15 protein-coding genes are annotated in these 18,325 nt (G+C 73.7%); 9 read left to right on the plus strand and 6 right to left on the minus strand.

What is annotated here, in order from left to right; translation table 11 throughout:
* The first annotated feature begins 192 nt into the window (after nucleotides 1-192).
* The 3 genes from Sri02f_RS25860 (at nucleotide 193) to Sri02f_RS25870 (ending at nucleotide 2,250) form a co-directional block, all read left to right on the plus strand.
* Nucleotides 193-1,428 (plus strand): cytochrome P450, encoded by a 1,236-nt coding sequence (locus Sri02f_RS25860; protein ID WP_109003794.1) that lies wholly within the window; start codon nucleotides 193-195, stop codon nucleotides 1,426-1,428.
* A gap of 11 nt (nucleotides 1,429-1,439) precedes the next feature.
* Nucleotides 1,440-1,640, plus strand: coding sequence for a ferredoxin (locus Sri02f_RS25865; RefSeq protein ID WP_109003706.1), 201 nt, complete (start codon nucleotides 1,440-1,442; stop codon nucleotides 1,638-1,640).
* A gap of 94 nt (nucleotides 1,641-1,734) precedes the next feature.
* Nucleotides 1,735-2,250 (plus strand): flavoprotein, encoded by a 516-nt coding sequence (locus tag Sri02f_RS25870; protein ID WP_109003707.1) that lies wholly within the window; start codon nucleotides 1,735-1,737, stop codon nucleotides 2,248-2,250.
* A 48-nt stretch (nucleotides 2,251-2,298) separates the two neighbouring features.
* On the opposite strand, the gene Sri02f_RS25875 is transcribed toward Sri02f_RS25870, so the two are convergent.
* Nucleotides 2,299-3,159 carry a phytanoyl-CoA dioxygenase family protein gene (locus Sri02f_RS25875; RefSeq protein WP_109003708.1) on the minus strand — a complete coding sequence of 287 codons (861 nt, stop codon included), beginning with the start codon at nucleotides 3,157-3,159 and terminating at the stop codon, nucleotides 2,299-2,301.
* A gap of 475 nt (nucleotides 3,160-3,634) precedes the next feature.
* Between Sri02f_RS25875 and Sri02f_RS25880 the strand changes: the two genes are divergently transcribed.
* Nucleotides 3,635-5,707: an RICIN domain-containing protein gene (locus Sri02f_RS25880; protein WP_109003709.1), complete on the plus strand. Its 2,073-nt coding sequence runs from the start codon at nucleotides 3,635-3,637 to the stop codon at nucleotides 5,705-5,707.
* A 26-nt stretch (nucleotides 5,708-5,733) separates the two neighbouring features.
* On the opposite strand, the gene Sri02f_RS25885 is transcribed toward Sri02f_RS25880, so the two are convergent.
* Together Sri02f_RS25885 and Sri02f_RS25890 are read right to left on the minus strand one after the other, a co-directional pair.
* The gene (locus Sri02f_RS25885) at nucleotides 5,734-7,056 is read right to left on the minus strand and encodes an SLC13 family permease (RefSeq protein ID WP_373865127.1); all 1,323 of its coding nucleotides are present in this window, start codon (nucleotides 7,054-7,056) and stop codon (nucleotides 5,734-5,736) included.
* A gap of 77 nt (nucleotides 7,057-7,133) precedes the next feature.
* Complete coding sequence (locus tag Sri02f_RS25890) at nucleotides 7,134-9,506, minus strand: SpoIIE family protein phosphatase (protein ID WP_109003710.1); 2,373 nt, start codon at nucleotides 9,504-9,506, stop codon at nucleotides 7,134-7,136.
* A gap of 189 nt (nucleotides 9,507-9,695) precedes the next feature.
* Here Sri02f_RS25890 and Sri02f_RS41360 point away from each other — a divergent pair, with 189 nt between their 5' ends.
* Entirely contained in the window at nucleotides 9,696-9,869 is a 174-nt protein-coding gene (locus Sri02f_RS41360) for a hypothetical protein (protein ID WP_159106783.1), read from the plus strand.
* A 109-nt stretch (nucleotides 9,870-9,978) separates the two neighbouring features.
* On the opposite strand, the gene Sri02f_RS25895 is transcribed toward Sri02f_RS41360, so the two are convergent.
* The gene (locus tag Sri02f_RS25895) at nucleotides 9,979-10,539 is read right to left on the minus strand and encodes a cysteine hydrolase family protein (RefSeq protein ID WP_109003711.1); all 561 of its coding nucleotides are present in this window, start codon (nucleotides 10,537-10,539) and stop codon (nucleotides 9,979-9,981) included.
* Nucleotides 10,540-10,894: 355 nt separating this feature from the next.
* On the opposite strand from Sri02f_RS25895, the gene Sri02f_RS25900 reads away from it, so the two are divergent.
* From Sri02f_RS25900 to Sri02f_RS25915, 4 genes are all read left to right on the plus strand, one after another.
* Complete coding sequence (locus Sri02f_RS25900; protein ID WP_109003712.1) at nucleotides 10,895-13,135, plus strand: glycoside hydrolase family 9 protein; 2,241 nt, start codon at nucleotides 10,895-10,897, stop codon at nucleotides 13,133-13,135.
* 110 nt (nucleotides 13,136-13,245) lie between these two features.
* The gene (locus Sri02f_RS25905; protein ID WP_109003713.1) at nucleotides 13,246-13,491 is read left to right on the plus strand and encodes a hypothetical protein; all 246 of its coding nucleotides are present in this window, start codon (nucleotides 13,246-13,248) and stop codon (nucleotides 13,489-13,491) included.
* A 3-nt stretch (nucleotides 13,492-13,494) separates the two neighbouring features.
* Nucleotides 13,495-13,872, plus strand: coding sequence for a toxin Doc (locus Sri02f_RS25910; protein WP_109003714.1), 378 nt, complete (start codon nucleotides 13,495-13,497; stop codon nucleotides 13,870-13,872).
* A 566-nt stretch (nucleotides 13,873-14,438) separates the two neighbouring features.
* Nucleotides 14,439-16,073: a ricin-type beta-trefoil lectin domain protein gene (locus Sri02f_RS25915; RefSeq protein WP_109003715.1), complete on the plus strand. Its 1,635-nt coding sequence runs from the start codon at nucleotides 14,439-14,441 to the stop codon at nucleotides 16,071-16,073.
* Between the two features lie 79 nt (nucleotides 16,074-16,152).
* Here the strand turns inward: Sri02f_RS25915 and Sri02f_RS25920 are convergent, their stop codons facing one another.
* Together Sri02f_RS25920 and abmR are read right to left on the minus strand one after the other, a co-directional pair.
* Nucleotides 16,153-17,322, minus strand: a complete 1,170-nt coding sequence (locus Sri02f_RS25920; protein WP_109003716.1) for a lactate 2-monooxygenase — start codon at nucleotides 17,320-17,322, stop codon at nucleotides 16,153-16,155.
* 100 nt (nucleotides 17,323-17,422) lie between these two features.
* Nucleotides 17,423-17,998: an ATP-binding transcription factor AbmR gene (gene abmR / locus Sri02f_RS25925; protein ID WP_109003717.1), complete on the minus strand. Its 576-nt coding sequence runs from the start codon at nucleotides 17,996-17,998 to the stop codon at nucleotides 17,423-17,425.
* Between the last annotated feature and the right edge of the window lie 327 nt (nucleotides 17,999-18,325).

The following is an 18,325-nucleotide window of genomic DNA, read 5'->3' on the forward strand; positions in this document are numbered from 1 at the left end:
AAGGGTTCCGGCCGTATCGCCCGATTCGTCGATCTGGCCGAACTCCGCGTCGCCTTATAGGTGCCCGGGGCATCTAATGAAGATCGGCAGGACGCACCCCTCGTCTGCGAGGTCACGATGACGGACACCCAGGTCACGACGGACACCCAGGACACGGCGGACAACCCGGTCACCACGGACGCCCGGATCGCCATGCGCGGCGAAGGCGCGGCGAGCCCGGCGGAGGCGGCGGCGCGGGAGCAGGCCCCCGTCGCCTTCCCGCAGGACCGGACCTGCCCCTATCGGCCGCCGGCCGCCTACGACCCCCTGCGCGACTCCCGTCCGCTCGCCCGCGTCACCCTCTACGACGGCGCCACCGCCTGGCTGGTCACCGGTCACGAGACGGCCCGCGCTCTGCTCGCGGACCCCCGGCTGTCGACCGATCGCACCCGCCCCGGCTACCCGGCGACCTCGCCCCGGCTGCGGGCCCTGCCGGACCGCAGGGTCGCCCTGCTCAACGTCGACGACCCCGAACACCACGCCCAGCGCCGGCTGGTGCTGGCGAACTTCACCCTCAAGCGCGCCACGGCCATGCGCCCGGCCATCCAGCGCGTCGTCGACGAGCGGATCGAGGCCATGCTGGCGCAGGGACCGCCCGCGGAGCTGGTGAGCGCCTTCGCGTTGCCCGTGCCGTCCACGGTGATCTGTGAGCTGCTGGGTGTTCCGTACGCCGACCACGAGTTCTTCGAGGAGCAGTCGCGGCGTCTGCTGCGCAGCAGGGTGCAGCAGGAAGTGCGCGAGGCGCGCGACCGTCTCGACGGCTACCTCGGCGCGCTGATCGACCGCAAGCTGGAGGACCCGTCCGGCGACGGCGTCCTCGACGCCCTGGTCGACCAGCAGGTGCGCGAGGGGACGGTGGACCGCGAGGAGGCCGTCGCGCTGGCCACGATCCTGCTGGTCGCCGGGCACGAGACGACCGCCAACATGATCTCCCTCGGCGTGTACACCCTGCTCCAGCACCCCGAGCGGCTGGCCGAGCTGCGAGCCGACCCGTCGCTGCTGCCGGCGGCCGTCGAGGAGCTGATGCGGATGCTGTCCATCGCGGACGGCCTGCTGCGGCAGGCCACCGAGGACATCGACGTCGGCGGGACGACGATCCGGGCCGGGGACGGCGTGGTCTTCGCCACCTCGGTCATCAACCGCGACGAGAGCGCCTTCCCCGCGCCGGACGCCCTCGACTGGAGCCGTTCCGCCCGCCACCACGTGGCCTTCGGCTTCGGCATCCACCAGTGCCTGGGCCAGAACCTGGCCCGCGCCGAACTGGAGATCGCCCTGGGCACGCTCTTGGCGCGGCTGCCCGGCCTGCGCCTGGCCGTTCCCGCCGAGGAGGCCCGCTTCAAGCCCGGCGACACCATTCAGGGGATGCTGGACCTCCCCGTGACCTGGTGAGGGGCCGCCACATGGACATCCACATCGACACGGACGTCTGCATCGGCGCGGGCCAGTGCGCCCTGGCCGCCCCGGGCGTCTTCACCCAGGACGACGACGGCTTCAGCGCCCTGCTGCCCGGCCGTGAGGACGGCGGGGGCGAACCGATGCTCCGGGAGGCCGCGCGCGCCTGCCCGGTCGGCGCGATCAAGCTGTCCGGACCGCCCGGCTGACGCCCGCCGGAGGGCGTCTCCCGGCCGGGCGGCAGCCGCGCCGCCCCGCGGGGCTGAGCACGGGGCGCCCCTCCTGCTTCAGTAGGGTTCGCGGGTGACCCCACAGGACGAACAGCAGCCGTTCCTCTACCTCGTGGTCTGCGCCGCGGGCGTCGCCGCGGACGTCGGCGAACTGATCACCGCCGCACAGAAGCGGCGGTGGCGGGTCGGTGTCATCGCCACGCCGCCCGCCATGAACGGCTTCTTCGACGTCGCCGCCGTCGAGGCGCAGACCGGGCGTCCGATCCGCTCCGCCTGGCGACGGCCCGGCGATCCGCGGCCGTTCCCGGACCCCGACGCGGTCGTGGTCGCCCCGGCCACCTTCAACACCGTCAACAAGTGGGCGGCGGGAGTGGCCGACACGCTCGCGCTGGGCACCCTGTGCGAGGCCGCCGGACTCGGCGTCCCCGTCGGCGTCCTGCCCTGCGTGAACGAGACCCTGGCCCGTCATCCCGCCTACCGGGACAGCCTGATACGGCTGAGCGCGATGGGCGTCCGGTTCGCCCCCGCCGACGACCGTGCCGCTGGGGAGGGGTTCGGGTGGGAGCGGGCGCTGGACCTGCTCGACTGAACCGGTGCGGTGCGGTGCGGTGCGACGGGGCGGGGGCGGGCGGGGGACTCAGCCGGAGCCGTTCGGCCCGGGTTCCGGGGCCTGGGAGGCGTGCGGCGTGAACTCCGTGCCGCAGGGCCCCGCCCCCTCGCTCTCCGCCAGGACCACCCTGGCCCCGCTCATGGTCAGCGTCCGGTAGTACCCGCCGATCCGCTCCGCCGACCGGCCGACGTAGTGGCCGATGAACGAGCGGCGGAACCGGTCGCCGCTGTGGTTGGGGCGCGAGCCGTGCACCAGGCTGCCGTTGAAGAACAGCACGTCCCCCGGCGCCATGTCGACCGGCGTCGCCGTGAGGCCGGGCGGCGGCGGCACGTACTCCCGCGCGAACGACGCCTGCGCGTCCGCCTCTTCCGGGCAGAACAGCCGCATCCGGTGCGTGCCGGGCACGACCTCGAGTCCGCCGTTGTCCCGGTCGATCACGTCGCAGGCCAGCCAGGCGGCCACGCACGTGCCCGGCTCGACCCGCAGATAGAAGTTGTCCTGGTGCAGCGCCTGCCCCCGGGCGCCGGGCGGCTTGAAGTAGAACATGCTCTGCGCGGCCAGCGCCTCCTCGCCGAGCAACTCCTCCAGCGCCTCCCGCAGACGCGCGTCCAGCAGTGTCCGCCGCGCGAGCGGGGAGATCTCGTGCGGGTGCAGCACCCTCGGGTACGCCCGCAAAGGGTCGGCGTCCCCCGGGTACGGTTCGAAATGCCCCGGCACCGGCCGCCCGGCCGCCTGCAGTGCCCCGAACTCCGCGCACAGCGCCTCGACTTCGTCGTGTCCGAACAGTCCCCGGACGACGGTGAAGCCGTCCTCCCGGTACTGCCGCAGCGCCGCCTCGCCCAGGACGTGAGCCCCGCCGCCGGCGCCGTTCATGGCCTCGACCCTCATCAGTGCCCTCCTCGGTCCGCTGCACCCGACCCTGCCACGGCAGGGCGGCCGACCGCCGGGACACGACGCGGAAAAAGCTCCCCGGGGAGGTGTTCGGGACGGAATGCGCCACACGATGTCCCACCCGAAAGCCGGTCGAGAGGGGACCAAAAGGGGCGTCGCTCCAGTGACCGCCCCACGGCGCACTCGCGGATTGACGTTTCGTCAAGATTTCTGGGCCGGTGGGGAATGCGGGAAACCGTGCGATCTCTTGTTCCTCCAGGTCCGGCTGTGCGAAGGTGTGCCTTGTCGGCGCACGGACAACGTTTTCCGCACCGTGCGCGCGAGACGCCTCCCGTCCACACCCCGCCCGCTCCAAAAGAGCCGTCCCCCGCGGACGTTCAGAGGCGTCGAACCCTGTGCGAGCCGATCCCGCTTCCCCGGCGGGGTCGCATACCCAATGGTATGGACTTTGTGCCGCATGCCCCCGGAAGGAATGCAGACCGTGAACCACGCAGGCCTGTCGAATTCCCCTTCGGCGCGCCGCTTCGACGCGACGGACGAACAACTCAGCGCGGAGCTGAAGAAGTGGACGGGGGCGTCCCCCGCGCTGCATCCCGTCGGCGAGCTGCTTGACCGGCACTGGGAGGCGGCCTTCGCCTACGCACGGCTGTGCACCGACGGAGAACGCGCGGCCGGCATGCTCACCACGGCCGCCTTCACCCGGCTGTTCGGCGAGACCCTGCGGCAGAACGGGCCGACGGCCGCGTGGCGCCCGCATCTGCTGGTCACCGTGCGCCGCGTGGCCGCCGAGTGGGACGCCGACGGCCGCCGTGACCTGCTGCACCCCGCGCTGCGCTCCGAGGCCGAGGCCGACGGCGCCGCGGACGGCCTGGGAGGCGACCGCGCGGCCGCCCTCATGCTGCCGCCCGTGCACCGGCGCATGCTGTCCCGGGCGTTCCAGCGCCTGCCCGAGGCGGCCCGCTGTCTGCTGTGGCACGTGGAGGTCGAGGCCGAGCCGCTGGCGGTGCCGGGCGGGCTGCTGGGCCTGGAGGAGGACGGCTCCCGCGTCGAACTGCGCCGGGCCCGCGAGCGGCTGCGCGAGGAGTGCCTCCAGGTGCACCGCGAGCTCGCCACCGACGACGAGTGCCACCGCTACCATCGGCTGCTCGACGTCACCTGCCGCCGCGGCGGCGCCGGCCTCGACCCCGACCTGCGCGCCCATCTCGAACGATGCCGGCACTGCGCCCACACCGCCGACCAGCTCAGACAGTTCGAGGGACTGCTCGGCGCGGCCCTGGCCGAAGGAATCCTGGGCTGGGCGGCCGCTGCCTACGTCGAGGTCAGGGTGGCCGGCGACGGCCGGTTCGCCGACCCGGCCGCCGAGCCGCCCCGTGGGTACGCGGGCGAGGCCTTCACCGACGGGAACTCCGCCGCGCCCTCTCCCGCGCCCGCCGCCGCGGGGTCGCCGGGCGGGACCCGCAGGGCCGGATCGCGGTCGGGAGCGCTGTCCCGGATCGGGGCGCGGGCCGCGGGCCTCGCCGTCCGGCCCGGCGCCACGGCGGACGCCGGCACCCGCCCGGGGACGAGCCGTTCGGCCCAGAAGGCGGCCCGCCGGGCCCGCCGCCGCAACCTGGCCGCCGCCGTGCTGACGGTGAGCGGGATCGTCGTCCTGCCGCTCGTCGTGTGGGCCGCCCTCGGCTCCGGGGACGACGCCGCGTCGGCCGGGGACAGCGAGGCGGCGAAGGCCCCCGCCGCGGGGACGGACACGGCCACCGCCGGCCCCTCGTGGACCGGCACAGGGGACAACGCCCAGGGCGCCATGCGCGGCAGGCTGCACAACGTCGCCTCCGGGCTGTGTATCGGGATCGTCGGGGGCAAGCCCGCCGACGGCGCCGAGACCGAACTCGCCGCCTGCTCCTCCGCACCCGGCCAGCAGTGGTCGTACGACCCGGACGGCCTGCTGCGCAGCGCCGCGGACGCCGGACTGTGCCTGGACTCGCGCCTCGGCTACTCCGTCCGGCTGGGCCCGTGCGCCGGCGCCGGCCAGCCGGAGCCCAGGAACGTGCGCTACGACTTCACCCTGCAGGGCACGCTCGTCCCGCGCTCGGGCCAGAACCTCGCACTGGCGCCGGCCGCCACCGACGGATCGGGCGCGCTCGTGCTGAAGAACCGGGTGGACAGCGCCGCACAGCGCTGGGTGATCGACACCTCGCAGCCCGATGCGCAGATGCAGTTCGTCAACTGGGGCGCCGACAGCACCGCCTCGAAGGCCCCGGCCCGGAACCCCGAGCCCAAGGCGGCGAAGTCCCCCGCGCCCGCCCCGACGCCGTCCGCCGGCCGGACCGCCGTCCCGGCGCCCGGCTCCTCGTCCGGCTCGGACGACGCGTCCTGCTCGCCCTCCCACCCGTACTCCTGCCAGTGGGGCGGCGGGCCGGGCGGCGGCTACGGCGGCTCAGGATACGGGGGCTCCGGGTACGGCGGCCCCGGATACGGCGGCCCCGGATACGGCGGTTACGGCGGGGGCTACGGATACGGCGGTTACGGCTCCGGCGGCTGGGGGCGCTGACGTCCGCCGCAGGGGGCGGCCGCCGATCAGACGCCGATCACCTGGAGCGAGGCCCACAGCGCGGCGACCGCGGGGATCAGCGCGGCCGGCACCGTGAGCAGCCCCAGGCGGGTGAACTCGCCGACGCCGACCCGCTCCTCGCGTTCCTGCACCACGCGCCGCCACAGCAGCGTCGCCAGGGATCCCGCGTAGGTCAGGTTGGGGCCGATGTTCACCCCGAGCAGCACCGCGAGCACCGCCCCTGTCCCGGCCGGGGCGGCGAGCGGCACGAGCACCAGCACCGCCGGCAGGTTGTTGATCAGGTTCGCCAGGACGGCGGCCAGCGCGGCCACGCCCAGCAGCGCGAGCAGGCCCGAGCCACCGGGCAGGACATGCCGCAACGCGTCGGCGAGCCCGTTGTCGACCACCGCGCGCACGACGATCCCGAGCGCCAGCACGAAGGCCAGGAACCCCGGCGCCGCGGCCCGCACCACGGCGACCGGCGTCACCCGCCGCCGGGCCAGCGCCCGTACGGCCATGACCAGGGCGCCCGCGAACGCCGCCCACGCCGGCTCGATCCCGACCGCCGAGGCCACCACGAACCCGGCGAGCGTGCAGGCGACGGTGACCAGCGCGAACAGGGGCAGCTCGGGCGCGGGGCCGTCGTCGTCGGCTCCCTCGACGGCGGGCAGGTCGTCGGCGAAGAACCGGCGGAAGACCAGGTACTCGGCGCCGATCGCGACGACCCAGGGCAGCGCCATCAGCGCGGCGAACCGGGTGAAGCTCAGCCCGCTCGCCTCGAACGCCAGCAGGTTGGTGAGGTTGGAGACCGGAAGGAGCAGCGAGGCCGTGTTCGACAGGTGCGCGCACGCGTAGACGTGCGGCCGGGAGCGCACGCCCATCCGGGCGGCGGTGGCGAACACCACCGGCGTGAGCAGCACCACGGTCGCGTCCAGGCTCAGCACGGCCGTCACCGCCGAGGCCAGCACGAACACCGCGACCAGCAGCCGCCGGGGGCGGCCGGCGGCCCGGCGGGCCATCCACGCCCCGCACGCGGTGAACAGTCCCTCGACGTCGCACAGGTGCGCGAGCACCAGCACCGCCGCGAGGAAGCCGACGACCGGCCCGAGCCGTTCGGCCTCGGCCAGCGCGTGCTGCGGCGAGACCGCTCCCAGGGCGATCGCCACGGCCGCGGCGGGGACGGCGATCAGCGCCTCCGACCGTCCGGCGGGGCGCATCACGGCCCACACCAGGGAGGCGGCGAGCAGACAGACGGACAGGGCTTCGGTGAGAGGGGTGTTCAGAGCAGTACTCCGGAGGCGGGAACTTGGTCGGGCCCGCCCATCGAACTGGCCCGGGTGCCGGTCCATGAAAACATGCCCGGGTAAAAGTCCGGCAAGCAGTCACGCACGTCACACCGCCCTCGAACGGCGGGCGGCAAGCCCGCTCACTCCTCGTCGAGCAGGCTCAGCTCCGCCCAGATCGTCTTGCCCTCGGGGGTGTGCCGGCTGCCCCAGCGCTGGGTGAGCTGGGCGACCAGGAGCAGACCGCGGCCGCCCTCGTCGAAGGTCCTCGCCCGGCGCAGGTGCGGTGCGGTGTGACTGTTGTCGGACACCTCGCAGATCAGCGTCGTGCCGTCGTGGATCAGCCGCAGCCGGATCGGCCGGGAGCCGTACCGGATGGCGTTCGTGACCAGCTCGCTCACCACCAGCTCCGTGGTGAACGAGGCCTCGCTCAGCTCCCAGCGCGACAGCTGCTCGACGACCTGTCTGCGGATCGGCGCGACCAGCGAGGGATCGGCCGGGATGTCCCACGTCGCGACCTGCGCGGCGGGCAGCCCCCGGGTGCGCGCGAGCAGCAGGGCCACGTCGTCGGCGGCGCCGCCGGACGGGAGCAGGGCGTGCAGGATCCGGTCGCAGGTCTCGTCCAGGGAGTCCGCGTGCGCGGCCAGCGCCTCGCTCAGCAGCCGGTGACCGGCCTGGGCATCCCGCTCGCGGGACTCGATCAGACCGTCGGTGTAGAACGCGAGCACGCTGCCCTCGGCGACCTCCAGGACGGCCGACTCGAACGGCAGGCCGCCCACGCCGAGCGGGGGACCGGCGGGCAGCTCGACCCGCCGGGACACGCCGTTCGGCCGGAGCACCACGGGCGCGGGATGCCCGGCCCGCGCGAGCGTGCAGCGCCGGGAGACGGGGTCGTAGACCGCGTACAGACAGGTCGCGCCGACCTCGCCGGGGCTGCCCTCGTTCCCGGCCTCCTCGGACAGGCGGACGACCAGGTCGTCGAGGTGGGTCAGCAGTTCGTCGGGGGCCAGGTCGATGTCGGCGAGGGTGCGGACGGCGGTGCGCAGCCGGCCCATGGTGGCCGAGGCCTGGATCCCGTGTCCGACGACGTCGCCGACGACCATGGCCACGCGCATCCCCGACAGCGGGATCACGTCGAACCAGTCCCCGCCGACCCCGGCGCGGGCGGCCGGCAGGTAGCGGGAGGCGGCGTCCACGGCGGCGGTCCGCGGCAGGCTGCGCGGGAGCAGGCTGCGCTGCAGGGCGAGGGCGGTCTCCCGTTCGCGCGAGAAACGGCGGGCGTTGTCGATGCAGACGGCGGCCCGTGCCGTGATCTCCTCGGCGAGCAGCACGTCGTCGGGGGTGAACGGGTCGGGCCGGCGGAACCGGGTGAGCACGGCGACGCCGAGGGTCACGCCCCGCGCCCGGATCGGCACGGACATCGTGGAGTGGATGCCGAGTTCCCGGACCCGCGCCCCGCGCGCCGGGTCCCAGGTCAGCCAGGCGTCCAGCTCGCCGCTGGGCACGGTGCCGATGATGGTGCGCCCCGCGATCAGCGAGTCGACCTGCGGAGACCCCGCCGGGTAGCTCTGGGACTCCCCGGGCTTGGCCACGGCCTCCGGGGTGCCGGTGTTGACGGAGTGGTGCGCGGTGCGGCGCAGGCTCAGCGGCGGTGTGAAGCGGGCCGGGAGCTCTCCGCCGTCCTGCGGGTCGAGCAGGTCGACGCTGACGAAGTCGGCGAGTGCGGGCACGCACACCTCGGCCAGCTCCTGCGCCGTCCGCGTGACGTCGAGGGTGGTGCCGACGCGCACGCTCGCCTCGTTGACCAGCTGGAGCCGCTCACGGGCGAGGTAGTTCTCGGTGAAGTCGTGGGCCGCCAGACACACGCCCCGCACCCGGCCCGCCGCGTCGGTGAGCGGAGCCATCCGGGCCAGCCAGGCGTGCGCCCGCTCCTCGCCGCCGGTGCGGGTGTACATCTGCACGTCCTGCGCCCGACCGCTGGTGAGCACCCGCAGCATGTGCTGCTCCAGCTCCGTGCTCTGCGGCCGGCCGCCGATCTCGGACAGCCGCAGTCCCTTGATCCGCCCCTCGGGCAGGCCGATCACCTCGCCCATCGCCTCGTTGATCCGGCGCAGCCGCAGGCGCTCGTCGTAGACCGCCACGGCGCAGGGGGACTGGACGAGCGCCGCCGAGGTGAGGGGGTCGTCCGAGAGGGCGGCGCCGTCGACTCCGGCCACCGGGGTGACGATGAGCCACTCTCCGGGACCGCTTCCCCGGGCCTCGGAGCGATGGGCGAGCAGCCACACCGGCAGGGGCCGACCGTCACGGTGGCGCAAAGTGACCGTTCCGTCCCAGCGCGGGCCGGTGAGCACGGGGGCCGGCCCGGCCACCAGCTCCACCGCGGGCCGGCCCACGACCTCGGCCGTCTCCCAGCCGAGCAGGGCGCTGGCCCCCTCGTTCCACCCGACGAGCGTCCCGGCGTCGTCGACGACAGCCCGGGCCGTCGCAGCCTCGTCGAACGGATACTCCGGGCTCATCTCGCCACTCCATCGCGGACACTCACAGTGAACGGGCACGTCACTTCCGTTCCAGCCTAGTGTGTCCCGCCCACGCGTGGACGAGAACCCCCACGGGCCTGCCGGACAGCGGGTTCCCCGCAGCGTCAAGAGTCAAAACCGGACGATCTGACGGGACGGGCGACACGGCCGTCCCCGCGGCTGGGCGACGTGTCCGCGCCCTCCTCGGCAACCGTCTTCGCCCCCGAGCCCCCGACGCCGGTGACCCACCCCCACGCGCACGCCGGCTACGCGGGCCGTGCGGACGCCCTGCCCGCCGCCGTGCCGGACGGCGACCCGGCCACCGGCTGGTCCCACGCCTGCGCGGCACGACCCTGCGGCTGACCCTGACCCTGACCCTGACCCTGACCCTGACCCTGACCAGCAGCGCCCCCCGGCACGGCCCAGGGGCGATCCGCAGCACCGGACCGGAGGCGTGACCCGGCGTCCGGGCCTACCCGGCCGGCTCGAACGTCACCTTCGCCGTGTCCACGGTGCCCGCGCTGCGGCCGGGCGCGCTCTGCCACGACCAGTACAGGTTGGTGTGGGCTATCACCTGCTCCGGAGCGGGGGCGCCGTACGCGGTGAGGTCCTCCGTGGTGTGCGCGTCGCCGACCAGCGTCACGTCGTACCCCCGTACGAAGGCGCCGTGCAGGGTCGAGCGGATGCACGCGTCCGTCTGCGCCCCCGCGACGACCAGTCGGCCCACCCCGCGCTCCGCGAGCAGCGACTCCAGCTCCGTGTCCTCGAAGGCGTCGGAGTAGGTCTTGTGGACCAGCGGTTCGCCGTCCAGGCGGACCAGCTCGTCGACATAGCGCCAGTCCTCGCTGCCGGAGACGAGCTGGGCGTCCGAGTGCTGCACCCAGACGACCGGCACGTCCTGCGCGCGGGCCGCGCCCACCAGGGCGCCGATGTTGGCGATCACCTCGTCCCGGCGGGGCGCGCCCGCCACCGCGCCGTTCTGGACGTCGACGACGAGCAGGGCGGTGCGGGGCCGGTCGGGCAGCGTGGTCATGGTGACCTCCTGTTCGGCGGGCGGGCCGTGCACTCCCGCGGGCGCGCGTTCTCGTACCGCCCACACTAGGACGCAACCCTGACAACGCCGCCCGGGCCGGGGCCCCGCACGCCCGGCGAGCGGGAGATCCCGCAGCCTCCTGCGCGCCCCGACCCCGCGTCCGCGACGCCCCGCACCCCGCTCCGGCGGACCCGCGTCCGGCTCCCGCGTCGCACATCCCGCACAATGCTTCGCTCCGTCAACTACCCACACACGCGCCGCGGTTATATCCTGCGATCCCGATTTGGGAGCGCTCCCACGCGTGGCGTCCGGACCCCGCACGGAGCGTTCCGCACCTCAACCGAGGAGCCTGGACGTGAAACGACGCAGAACCGCCCTGCTGTCCCTCGCGACCCTGCTGGGCGCGGCGCTCACCGCGCTGCCCGTGCAGAACGCCGGCGCCGACGAGGTCGAGCAGGTCAGGAACGGCGGCTTCGACACGACCGCCGACCCCTGGTGGACCAGCAACGTCACGGCCGGTCTCACCGGGGGCCAGTTGTGCGCGGACGTGCCCGGGGGCACCGCCAACCGCTGGGACTCCGCCGTCGGCCAGAACGACATCACCCTGGTGAAGGGCACGACCTACCGCTTCTCGTTCCGTGCCTCCGGGGCGCCCGGGGGACACGCGGTGCGGGCGATCGTGGGGCTCTCGGTCTCCCCGTACGACACCTGGCAGGAGGCGTCCCCGGTGCTGGACCCGGCGGGCGACTCGTACTCGTACACGTTCACCTCGCCGGTCGACAGCACCCAGGGGCAGGTCGCCTTCCAGGTGGGCGGGAGCGCCGATCCGTGGCGGTTCTGCCTGGACGACGTCTCGCTGCTGGGCGGGGTGCCGCCGCAGGTGTACGAGCCCGACACCGGACCCCGGGTGCGCGTCAACCAGGTCGCCTATCTGCCCGCCGGGCCGAAGAACGCCACCCTCGTCACCGACGCCGTCGCGAAGCTGCCCTGGCAGCTGAAGAACAGCGCGGGTGCGACGGTCGCGCACGGCTGGAGCGTGCCGCGCGGACTGGACGCCTCCTCCGGACAGAACGTCCACACCATCGACTTCGGCGCCTACCGCAAGCGCGGCACCGGGTTCACGCTGGTCGCCGACGGGGAGACCAGCCGGCCGTTCGACATCGGCGCCGCCGCCTACGAGCAGCTGCGCCTGGACGCGGTGAAGTACTACTACACGCAGCGCAGCGGCATCGCGATCCGCGACGACCTGAGGCCCGGCTACGGCAGGGCGGCCGGCCACGTGGGCGTCGCGCCCAACCAGGGCGACACGAGCGTCCCCTGCCGGCCGGGCGAGTGCGGCTACCGCCTCGACGTCGGCGGCGGCTGGTACGACGCCGGAGACCACGGCAAGTACGTCGTCAACGGCGGCATCGCCGCCTGGGAACTGCTCAGCACCTACGAACGCTCCCTCGTCGCCCGCACCGGTCACCCGGCGAAGCTGGGCGACGGCACGCTCGCCCTGCCCGAGAGCGGCAACCACGTGCCCGACGTCCTCGACGAGGCCCGCTGGGAGCTGGAATTCCTGCTGAAGATGCAGGTGCCGGACGGGCAGCCGCTCGCCGGCATGGCCCATCACAAGATCCACGACGCGCAGTGGACCGGCTTGCCGCTGCTGCCCTCCGACGACCCGCAGCAGCGTGAACTGCACCCGCCGAGCACCGCGGCGACCCTCAACCTGGCCGCGACGGCCGCGCAGGCGGCCCGCCTCTACCGGCCCTACGACAAGGCCTTCGCCGCGAAGGCGCTGTCGGCGGCGCGCAAGGCCTGGGCGGCGGCCCTCGCGCACCCGGCCCTGTACGCGGACGCGGCCGACGGCACCGGCGGCGGCGCCTACGACGACGACGACGTGACCGACGAGTTCTACTGGGCGGCGGCCGAGCTGTATCTGACCACCGGTGAGAAGCGGTTCGCCGACCATGTGCTGAGCTCTCCGGCGCACACCGTCGACGTCTTCGGCCCCAACGGGTTCGACTGGTCCCGCACGGCGGCCGCCGGCCGTCTCGACCTCGCGCTCGTCCCGAACAAGCTGCCCGGCCGGGACGAGGTCCGCCGCTCGGTGGTGCGGGGCGCCGACAAGTACCTCGCCGCCCTGGCCTCGCAGCCGTACGGCATGCCGTACGCGCCGGACGGCAACCGCTACGACTGGGGCTCCAGCCACCAGGTCCTCAACAACGCCGTGGTCCTCGCGACCGCCTACGACGTCACCGGCGCCTCGAAGTACCGTGACGCCGCCGTCCAGAGTATGGACTACATCCTCGGCCGCAACGCGCTGAACATCTCGTACGTCACCGGCTACGGCGAGGCCAACGCCCAGCACCAGCACAGTCGTTGGTACGCCCACCAGCTCGACCCGAAGCTGCCCTCCCCGCCGGCGGGCACCCTCGCGGGCGGCCCGAACTCGAGCATCCAGGATCCCTATGCACAGTCCAAGCTCCAGGGGTGCGTCGGCCAGTTCTGCTACATCGACGACATCCAGTCCTGGTCGACCAACGAGACCGCGATCAACTGGAACGCGGCTCTGACCCGGATGGCGTCCTTCGTGGCGGATCAGGGATAGTCCCGACCCGATCGGGAGCGGACCGGTACGGACACCTTGCGGTACCGCGCGGTCAACGGTTTGACCTGGTGATATTTACGAGTAAGTACCCGCGCGGTACCGTGAAGGACATGCCAGCCCTCAATGTGGAATTCAGCGATCGCGAGCTGGAGGACCTGCGGCAGATCGCCAAGGAACGCGGCACCTCGATGAAGGCGCTCGTGCGGGAGGCGGCCGCGGCCGACATCGCGCGGCACCGGGCGCTCCAGGAGGGCGCGGAGGCCTTCCGCAGCTTCTTCGCCTCCCACGCCGACGAGTTCGCCGCCGCCTTCCCGGACGACGAACGCTCCGCCCGGAGCGAGGGGCGGGTCGCCTGACCGATGACGTCCGTCATCCACATCGACGTGCCCTGGCTTCTCCAGCGCCACGAAGAGGTGCTGCCCGAGCAGCCCACCGTCAACGACTTCTCCGCGCTGGTCGCGGCCGTGGCCCGGCACCGGGTCGACCCGCCCAGGCTCGGCGTGGACTCCGACCCGGCCTGGCGGGCCGCCGCCCTGCTGCACACGCTCACCCTGCTCAAGCCGCTGCCCTCGGCCAACGCCCGCTTCGCCTGTGCGACGGCGGTGGCGTACATGTTCACCAGCGGCGTCGGCATCGACCCGCCGTACGGCGCGCTCGTCGACCTGGCCCGTGACCTGCTCGACGGCAAGACCGACGTCTACGGAGCGGCCGACCGGTTGCGGTCCTGGCAGATATAGGCAGACAGACGCAGCCGCAGGCAGACGCGGACGCCGACGAGTACAGGCAGACGCAGACAGGTACAGGCGGACGCAGACAGGTACAGGCGGACGCGGCCGGCACGGCCATGCGGGAGCTCCTGCCGTCGGAGACGCGCGAACTGCCTCGGGGCCGCCGGCCGAGGGCGGGAGGAGCAAGGCCGGCGGCCGTTTCGCGCAGGAGAGCCGCCGTCCTGCGCGGGGCCTCCGAGGAAGTGGCCGGTTCCAGCCAACTACGCGGACCGGCGCGTCGGGAGCGTGCGCGGCACTTTGCTGGGTGTGCGCGTTTCACACGGGGCGCGACGACGGAATTCGGCCGGGCCGCCAAGGCGCGCACAATGGCGCGCCGTACGGCGGGAGTAGGTTTCCGTTATCGACATTCCATCAATAAGCGTGGCTTCAGTCGTCGCCTTGTTGTGCCCGACTTAGTTGTGCAAAGGTGAACCACCCGTGCGGGGGGTCATGGCCGGGTCCCCTGCGTTCGTCGGCGGAGGCGAATTCTCGCTCCCTGCCGCACCGAACAGGTACGTACCAAAGGAATTCGCTCAGTGCCCACCGCTCAGCCTCCTCTTCCGCCCTACCCGCCGCCCGGCGGGGGCCCCGGAGAATCCGACGAGTCCCTCGCCGCCGGAATACGCGGCGGCGCGGACAGCGAGGTCGCCCAGTCCACCGCCATGCTGATCGCCCGGCACTGGCGGCCTGTGCAGGAGTACGCGGTCATCTGCCTCGCCTCCTCCGGGAGCGCCGCGTCCATGCTCACCACGGCCGTCTTCCATCAGGTCTTCGACCGGCTCAAGCTGGGCGAGCCGGGCACCGCGCTGCGACCGCGGCTGCTGGTGACGGTGCGGGACACGGCCGCACTGTGGTCCGCCGACGAGGGGCTGTCCGGCGTCCTGCCCGTGCTGCGCAAACCGGCCGGCGCACGGGGAATGCGCAGCGCGAAGTCCATGACCCCGGAGAACCGGGTGCTGACGGAACGCTCGTTCCAGGGGCTTCCCGCGGTCGCCCGCTGCGTCCTGTGGCACGTGGAGGCCGAGGCCGAGCCGGTCACCGTCGCCGCCGGTCTGCTCGGCATGGACACCGACACCGTGTCCGCCGTCCTCGAACAGGCGCGGGACAAGCTCCGCGAGGGCGTGGTCCGCGCCCATCGGGAACTCGCCCCGAGCAAGGACTGCCGCTTCTACAACCGGCTCCTCGACGTCCCCATCCGGCGCGGCGGCGACCTGCTGCCGGACGTGCGCAAGCACCTGGACGAGTGCCGCTACTGCCGCTCCGCCGCCGAGCAGCTCGGCCACTTCGAGAGCGGCCTCGGCGTGCTGCTCGCCGAGGCGGTGCTCGGCTGGGGGGCGCGTCGCTACCACGACACCCGGCCCGGCCGCGCCAAGCAGCAGACGGTCCGTCTCAAGGGCTCCGCGCGCCATCGCGGCGGCGGCACGCGGGGCCGGGGCGGCAACCTGCTCGCGCGCATTCCCTCGCCCCGCCGGCGGGCGTCCGGGGCGGCCCGGTCGCCGCGAGCGCTGTTCACCGGCGTCGGTCTGGCCTCGGCGGGACTGCTGACGACCCTGCTCGCCGCCGGCATGTGGTCGGACGACGGCGGCGCGGACCCGGCCGCCTCCACCAGCGGCAGCGTCCCCGGCACCGACTCGCAGGCGGCCACCGTCTCGCCCACGGCCCCCGGCACCGCCCAACTGCCCACCCCGCCACGGCAGACCAGGCTGCGCAACGCGGCCGCCGACCTGTGCCTGGACATCCGGGGCGAGGCGAAGGCCGGCGCCGCCGTCCAGCTGGCGGCCTGTTCGTCCGAGGAGACGCAGGCGTGGTCGTACGGCGACGACGGCCAGCTGCGCAGCGCGGCCCACTCCGACCTGTGCGTCGACTCGCACGCGGACGCCGGCGTGGTGATCCTCGGCGCGTGCGCCGACGCCACAGACGCGCGCGGCGAGGACGTCCGCTACGACCTCACCGTGCAGGGCGAGTTGCTGCCCCGCTGGGACGACGCGCTGGCGCTCGCGACGGCCGGCGAGGACGCGGGCGCCGACGTCGTCGTCAAGGTCCGCGACCACTCCACCGGCCAGCGCTGGCTGACGGACGTCGCCTCGGCGACCCCGGGTTCCCTCGCGGTCACCGGCACGCACGCACCGCCGTCGGCCCAGCCGGTCGGCCTCCCGGACGGCACGGCCTGACGCCCGGGGCACGGCCGCACGGCGGCGTCCCCACAACCCTGCCGGCGCCGGTGCGGCGCCGGTCGGCGTCCGCCGGGCGTCAGACGGGGGCCTCGACGAGGTCCGCGGGGCCGACCGTCGCCGGGCCGGCGTGGCCGGACAGGGCCAGGGTCAGGTCGAACTCGGCGAGCAGACAGCGGATCACGTGCTCGACGCCGGCCTGTCCGTCCAGGCCGAGCCCGTACGCGTAGGGCCGGCCCAGCAGCACCGCCCGCGCGCCGAGTGCGAGCGCCTTGAAGACGTCCGCGCCGGTGCGCACCCCGCTGTCGAACAGTACGGTCAGCCGGTCGCCGACCGCCCGCGCCACCTCCGGCAGCGCGTCGGCCGCCGCGATCGAACCGGCCACCTGGCGGCCGCCGTGGTTGGAGACGACGACGCCGTCCATCCCGGCGTCGGCGGCCAGCCGGGCGTCGTCCGGATGCAGCACGCCCTTGAGGACGATGGGGCCGTCCCAGTTCTCCCGCAGGAACGCCAGGTCCGGCCAGGTCTTGCCGGGGTCCGCGAACAGCCCGATGAAGCGCAGGACGGCCGCGTTCGGGTCCTCGTGCGCCGGCTTGGCCAAGCCCGCCTCGAAGGCCGGGTCGGTGAAGTAGTTGGCCGTGCCCACGCCGTGCAGGAACGGCAGATACGCCTGGTCCAGGTCGCGCGGCCGCCAGGCCAGCAGCGGTGTGTCCAGGGTGACGACGAGCACGCTGAACCCGCTCGCCTTCGCCCGGCCGAGGAAACTCCGGGTCACCTCGCGGTCCTTGGACCAGTACAGCTGGAACCAGCGCTCGGCGTCGCCCATGACCTCGGCCACCTGCTCGATCGGCGTGCTGGACGCCGACGACAGGATGTACGGCACCCCCTGCGCGGCGGCCGCACGGGCCGCCGCGGACTCCGCCTCGGGATGCATGATCGACAGCACGCCGACCGGGGCGAGCGCCAGCGGCGCGGGCAGGGCCCGGCCCAGCACCTCGACCGACAGGTCCCGCTCCTGGACGTCCCGCAGCATCCGCGGCACGATCCGGCGGCGCTCCAGGGCGGCGCGGTTCGCCCGGGCCGTGCTGCCGTCCCCGGCGCTGCCCGCCACATAACCGACCGGGCCCGGTCCGAGGCTCTGCTCGGTGAGCTCTTCCAGCCTGGTCAGGTCGGTGGGCAGCCGGGGGACCGCGCCCGTCATCCCGTTCAGATAGATCTCGTACTGGAAGTCCGCCCAGTGCTTGGCCATCCGTCCGTGCCGCCTCTCGCCGTCCCGTGGTCGCCCTGCGTCGCAGTCGCAGGGCGACGATACCGGCGGGTAGGCGGGCGGCAGGCCGGGTTCCCGGCGGTCATCCCCGGTCAGGGGCGTCGCCGGAGGATTCCGCCGGCTCCGTCGGATCGGAGGCCGCGTCCGGGCCCTGGGACCGGACGCGCTGGACGTGTTCGAGGGACTCCCGCAGCTCGGTGAGCCAGTCGTCGGAGTGGCGCTGGACCAGCCGGACGCACCAGGCGAGCGCCTCACTGCGGCTGCGGGCCACGCCCGCGGCGATCAGGGTGTCGAGCACCTGGCGCTCGGGCTGCCGCAGCCGGGTCATGACCGGCGCGGCGACATGGGTGAACAGGGCCCGCTCCCCGTCGCACACCACACCCCAGGACACCTTGTGCCGGAACCGGTGCTCGGCGTCGCGGGCCACGGCCATCCGGGTGTCGCGGGTGCGGTCGCGGAACTCCTGGATCCGGGCGTCGACGGCCGCCCTCCGCTCGGCTGCGGGGGCGTCCTCGGCCAGCCGGGGTGCGGCGATGCGGCCGATCACGGTGATCTCCTCGCGATCGGCCGTGACTTCGGTCAGTTCCTCGAAGAGATCGTCGGGCAGTCGGCCCGCGAACCAGCCTCTCAGCTTCTCGTTCTGCTCTGTCGTAATCATGTAATGAGCATTACTCCGCTGGTCGGTGAACACAAGGGGACGGGAAGGGGTCCGCCGAGAGCGGAACGAGGGGGTGCGGCGCGGGCCGGAGGGCGGAGAGCGGAATGTTTCAGGCCTATTAACGAAGCTATGAAAACCGGTCACCGAGAGGACCGAAGAGATCACGAAGCGCTTGCTTTCGGCGTTGGAACGTTCGAATCCCGTGACTTCACGCCACTGATTCAACACGCAAGGTTACTGAAACCTGTGGGGTCGATGTGAGATTCGGCGGCGGACTCGGCAGACTCGCGCTCGCCGCGTCCGGCACCGATCGGGCCGGACCGGCAC

Origin of the sequence: Streptomyces rishiriensis (assembly GCF_003112535.1) — a bacterium.
In the GTDB taxonomy this organism is placed as follows: Bacteria; Actinomycetota; Actinomycetes; order Streptomycetales; family Streptomycetaceae; genus Streptomyces; species Streptomyces rishiriensis.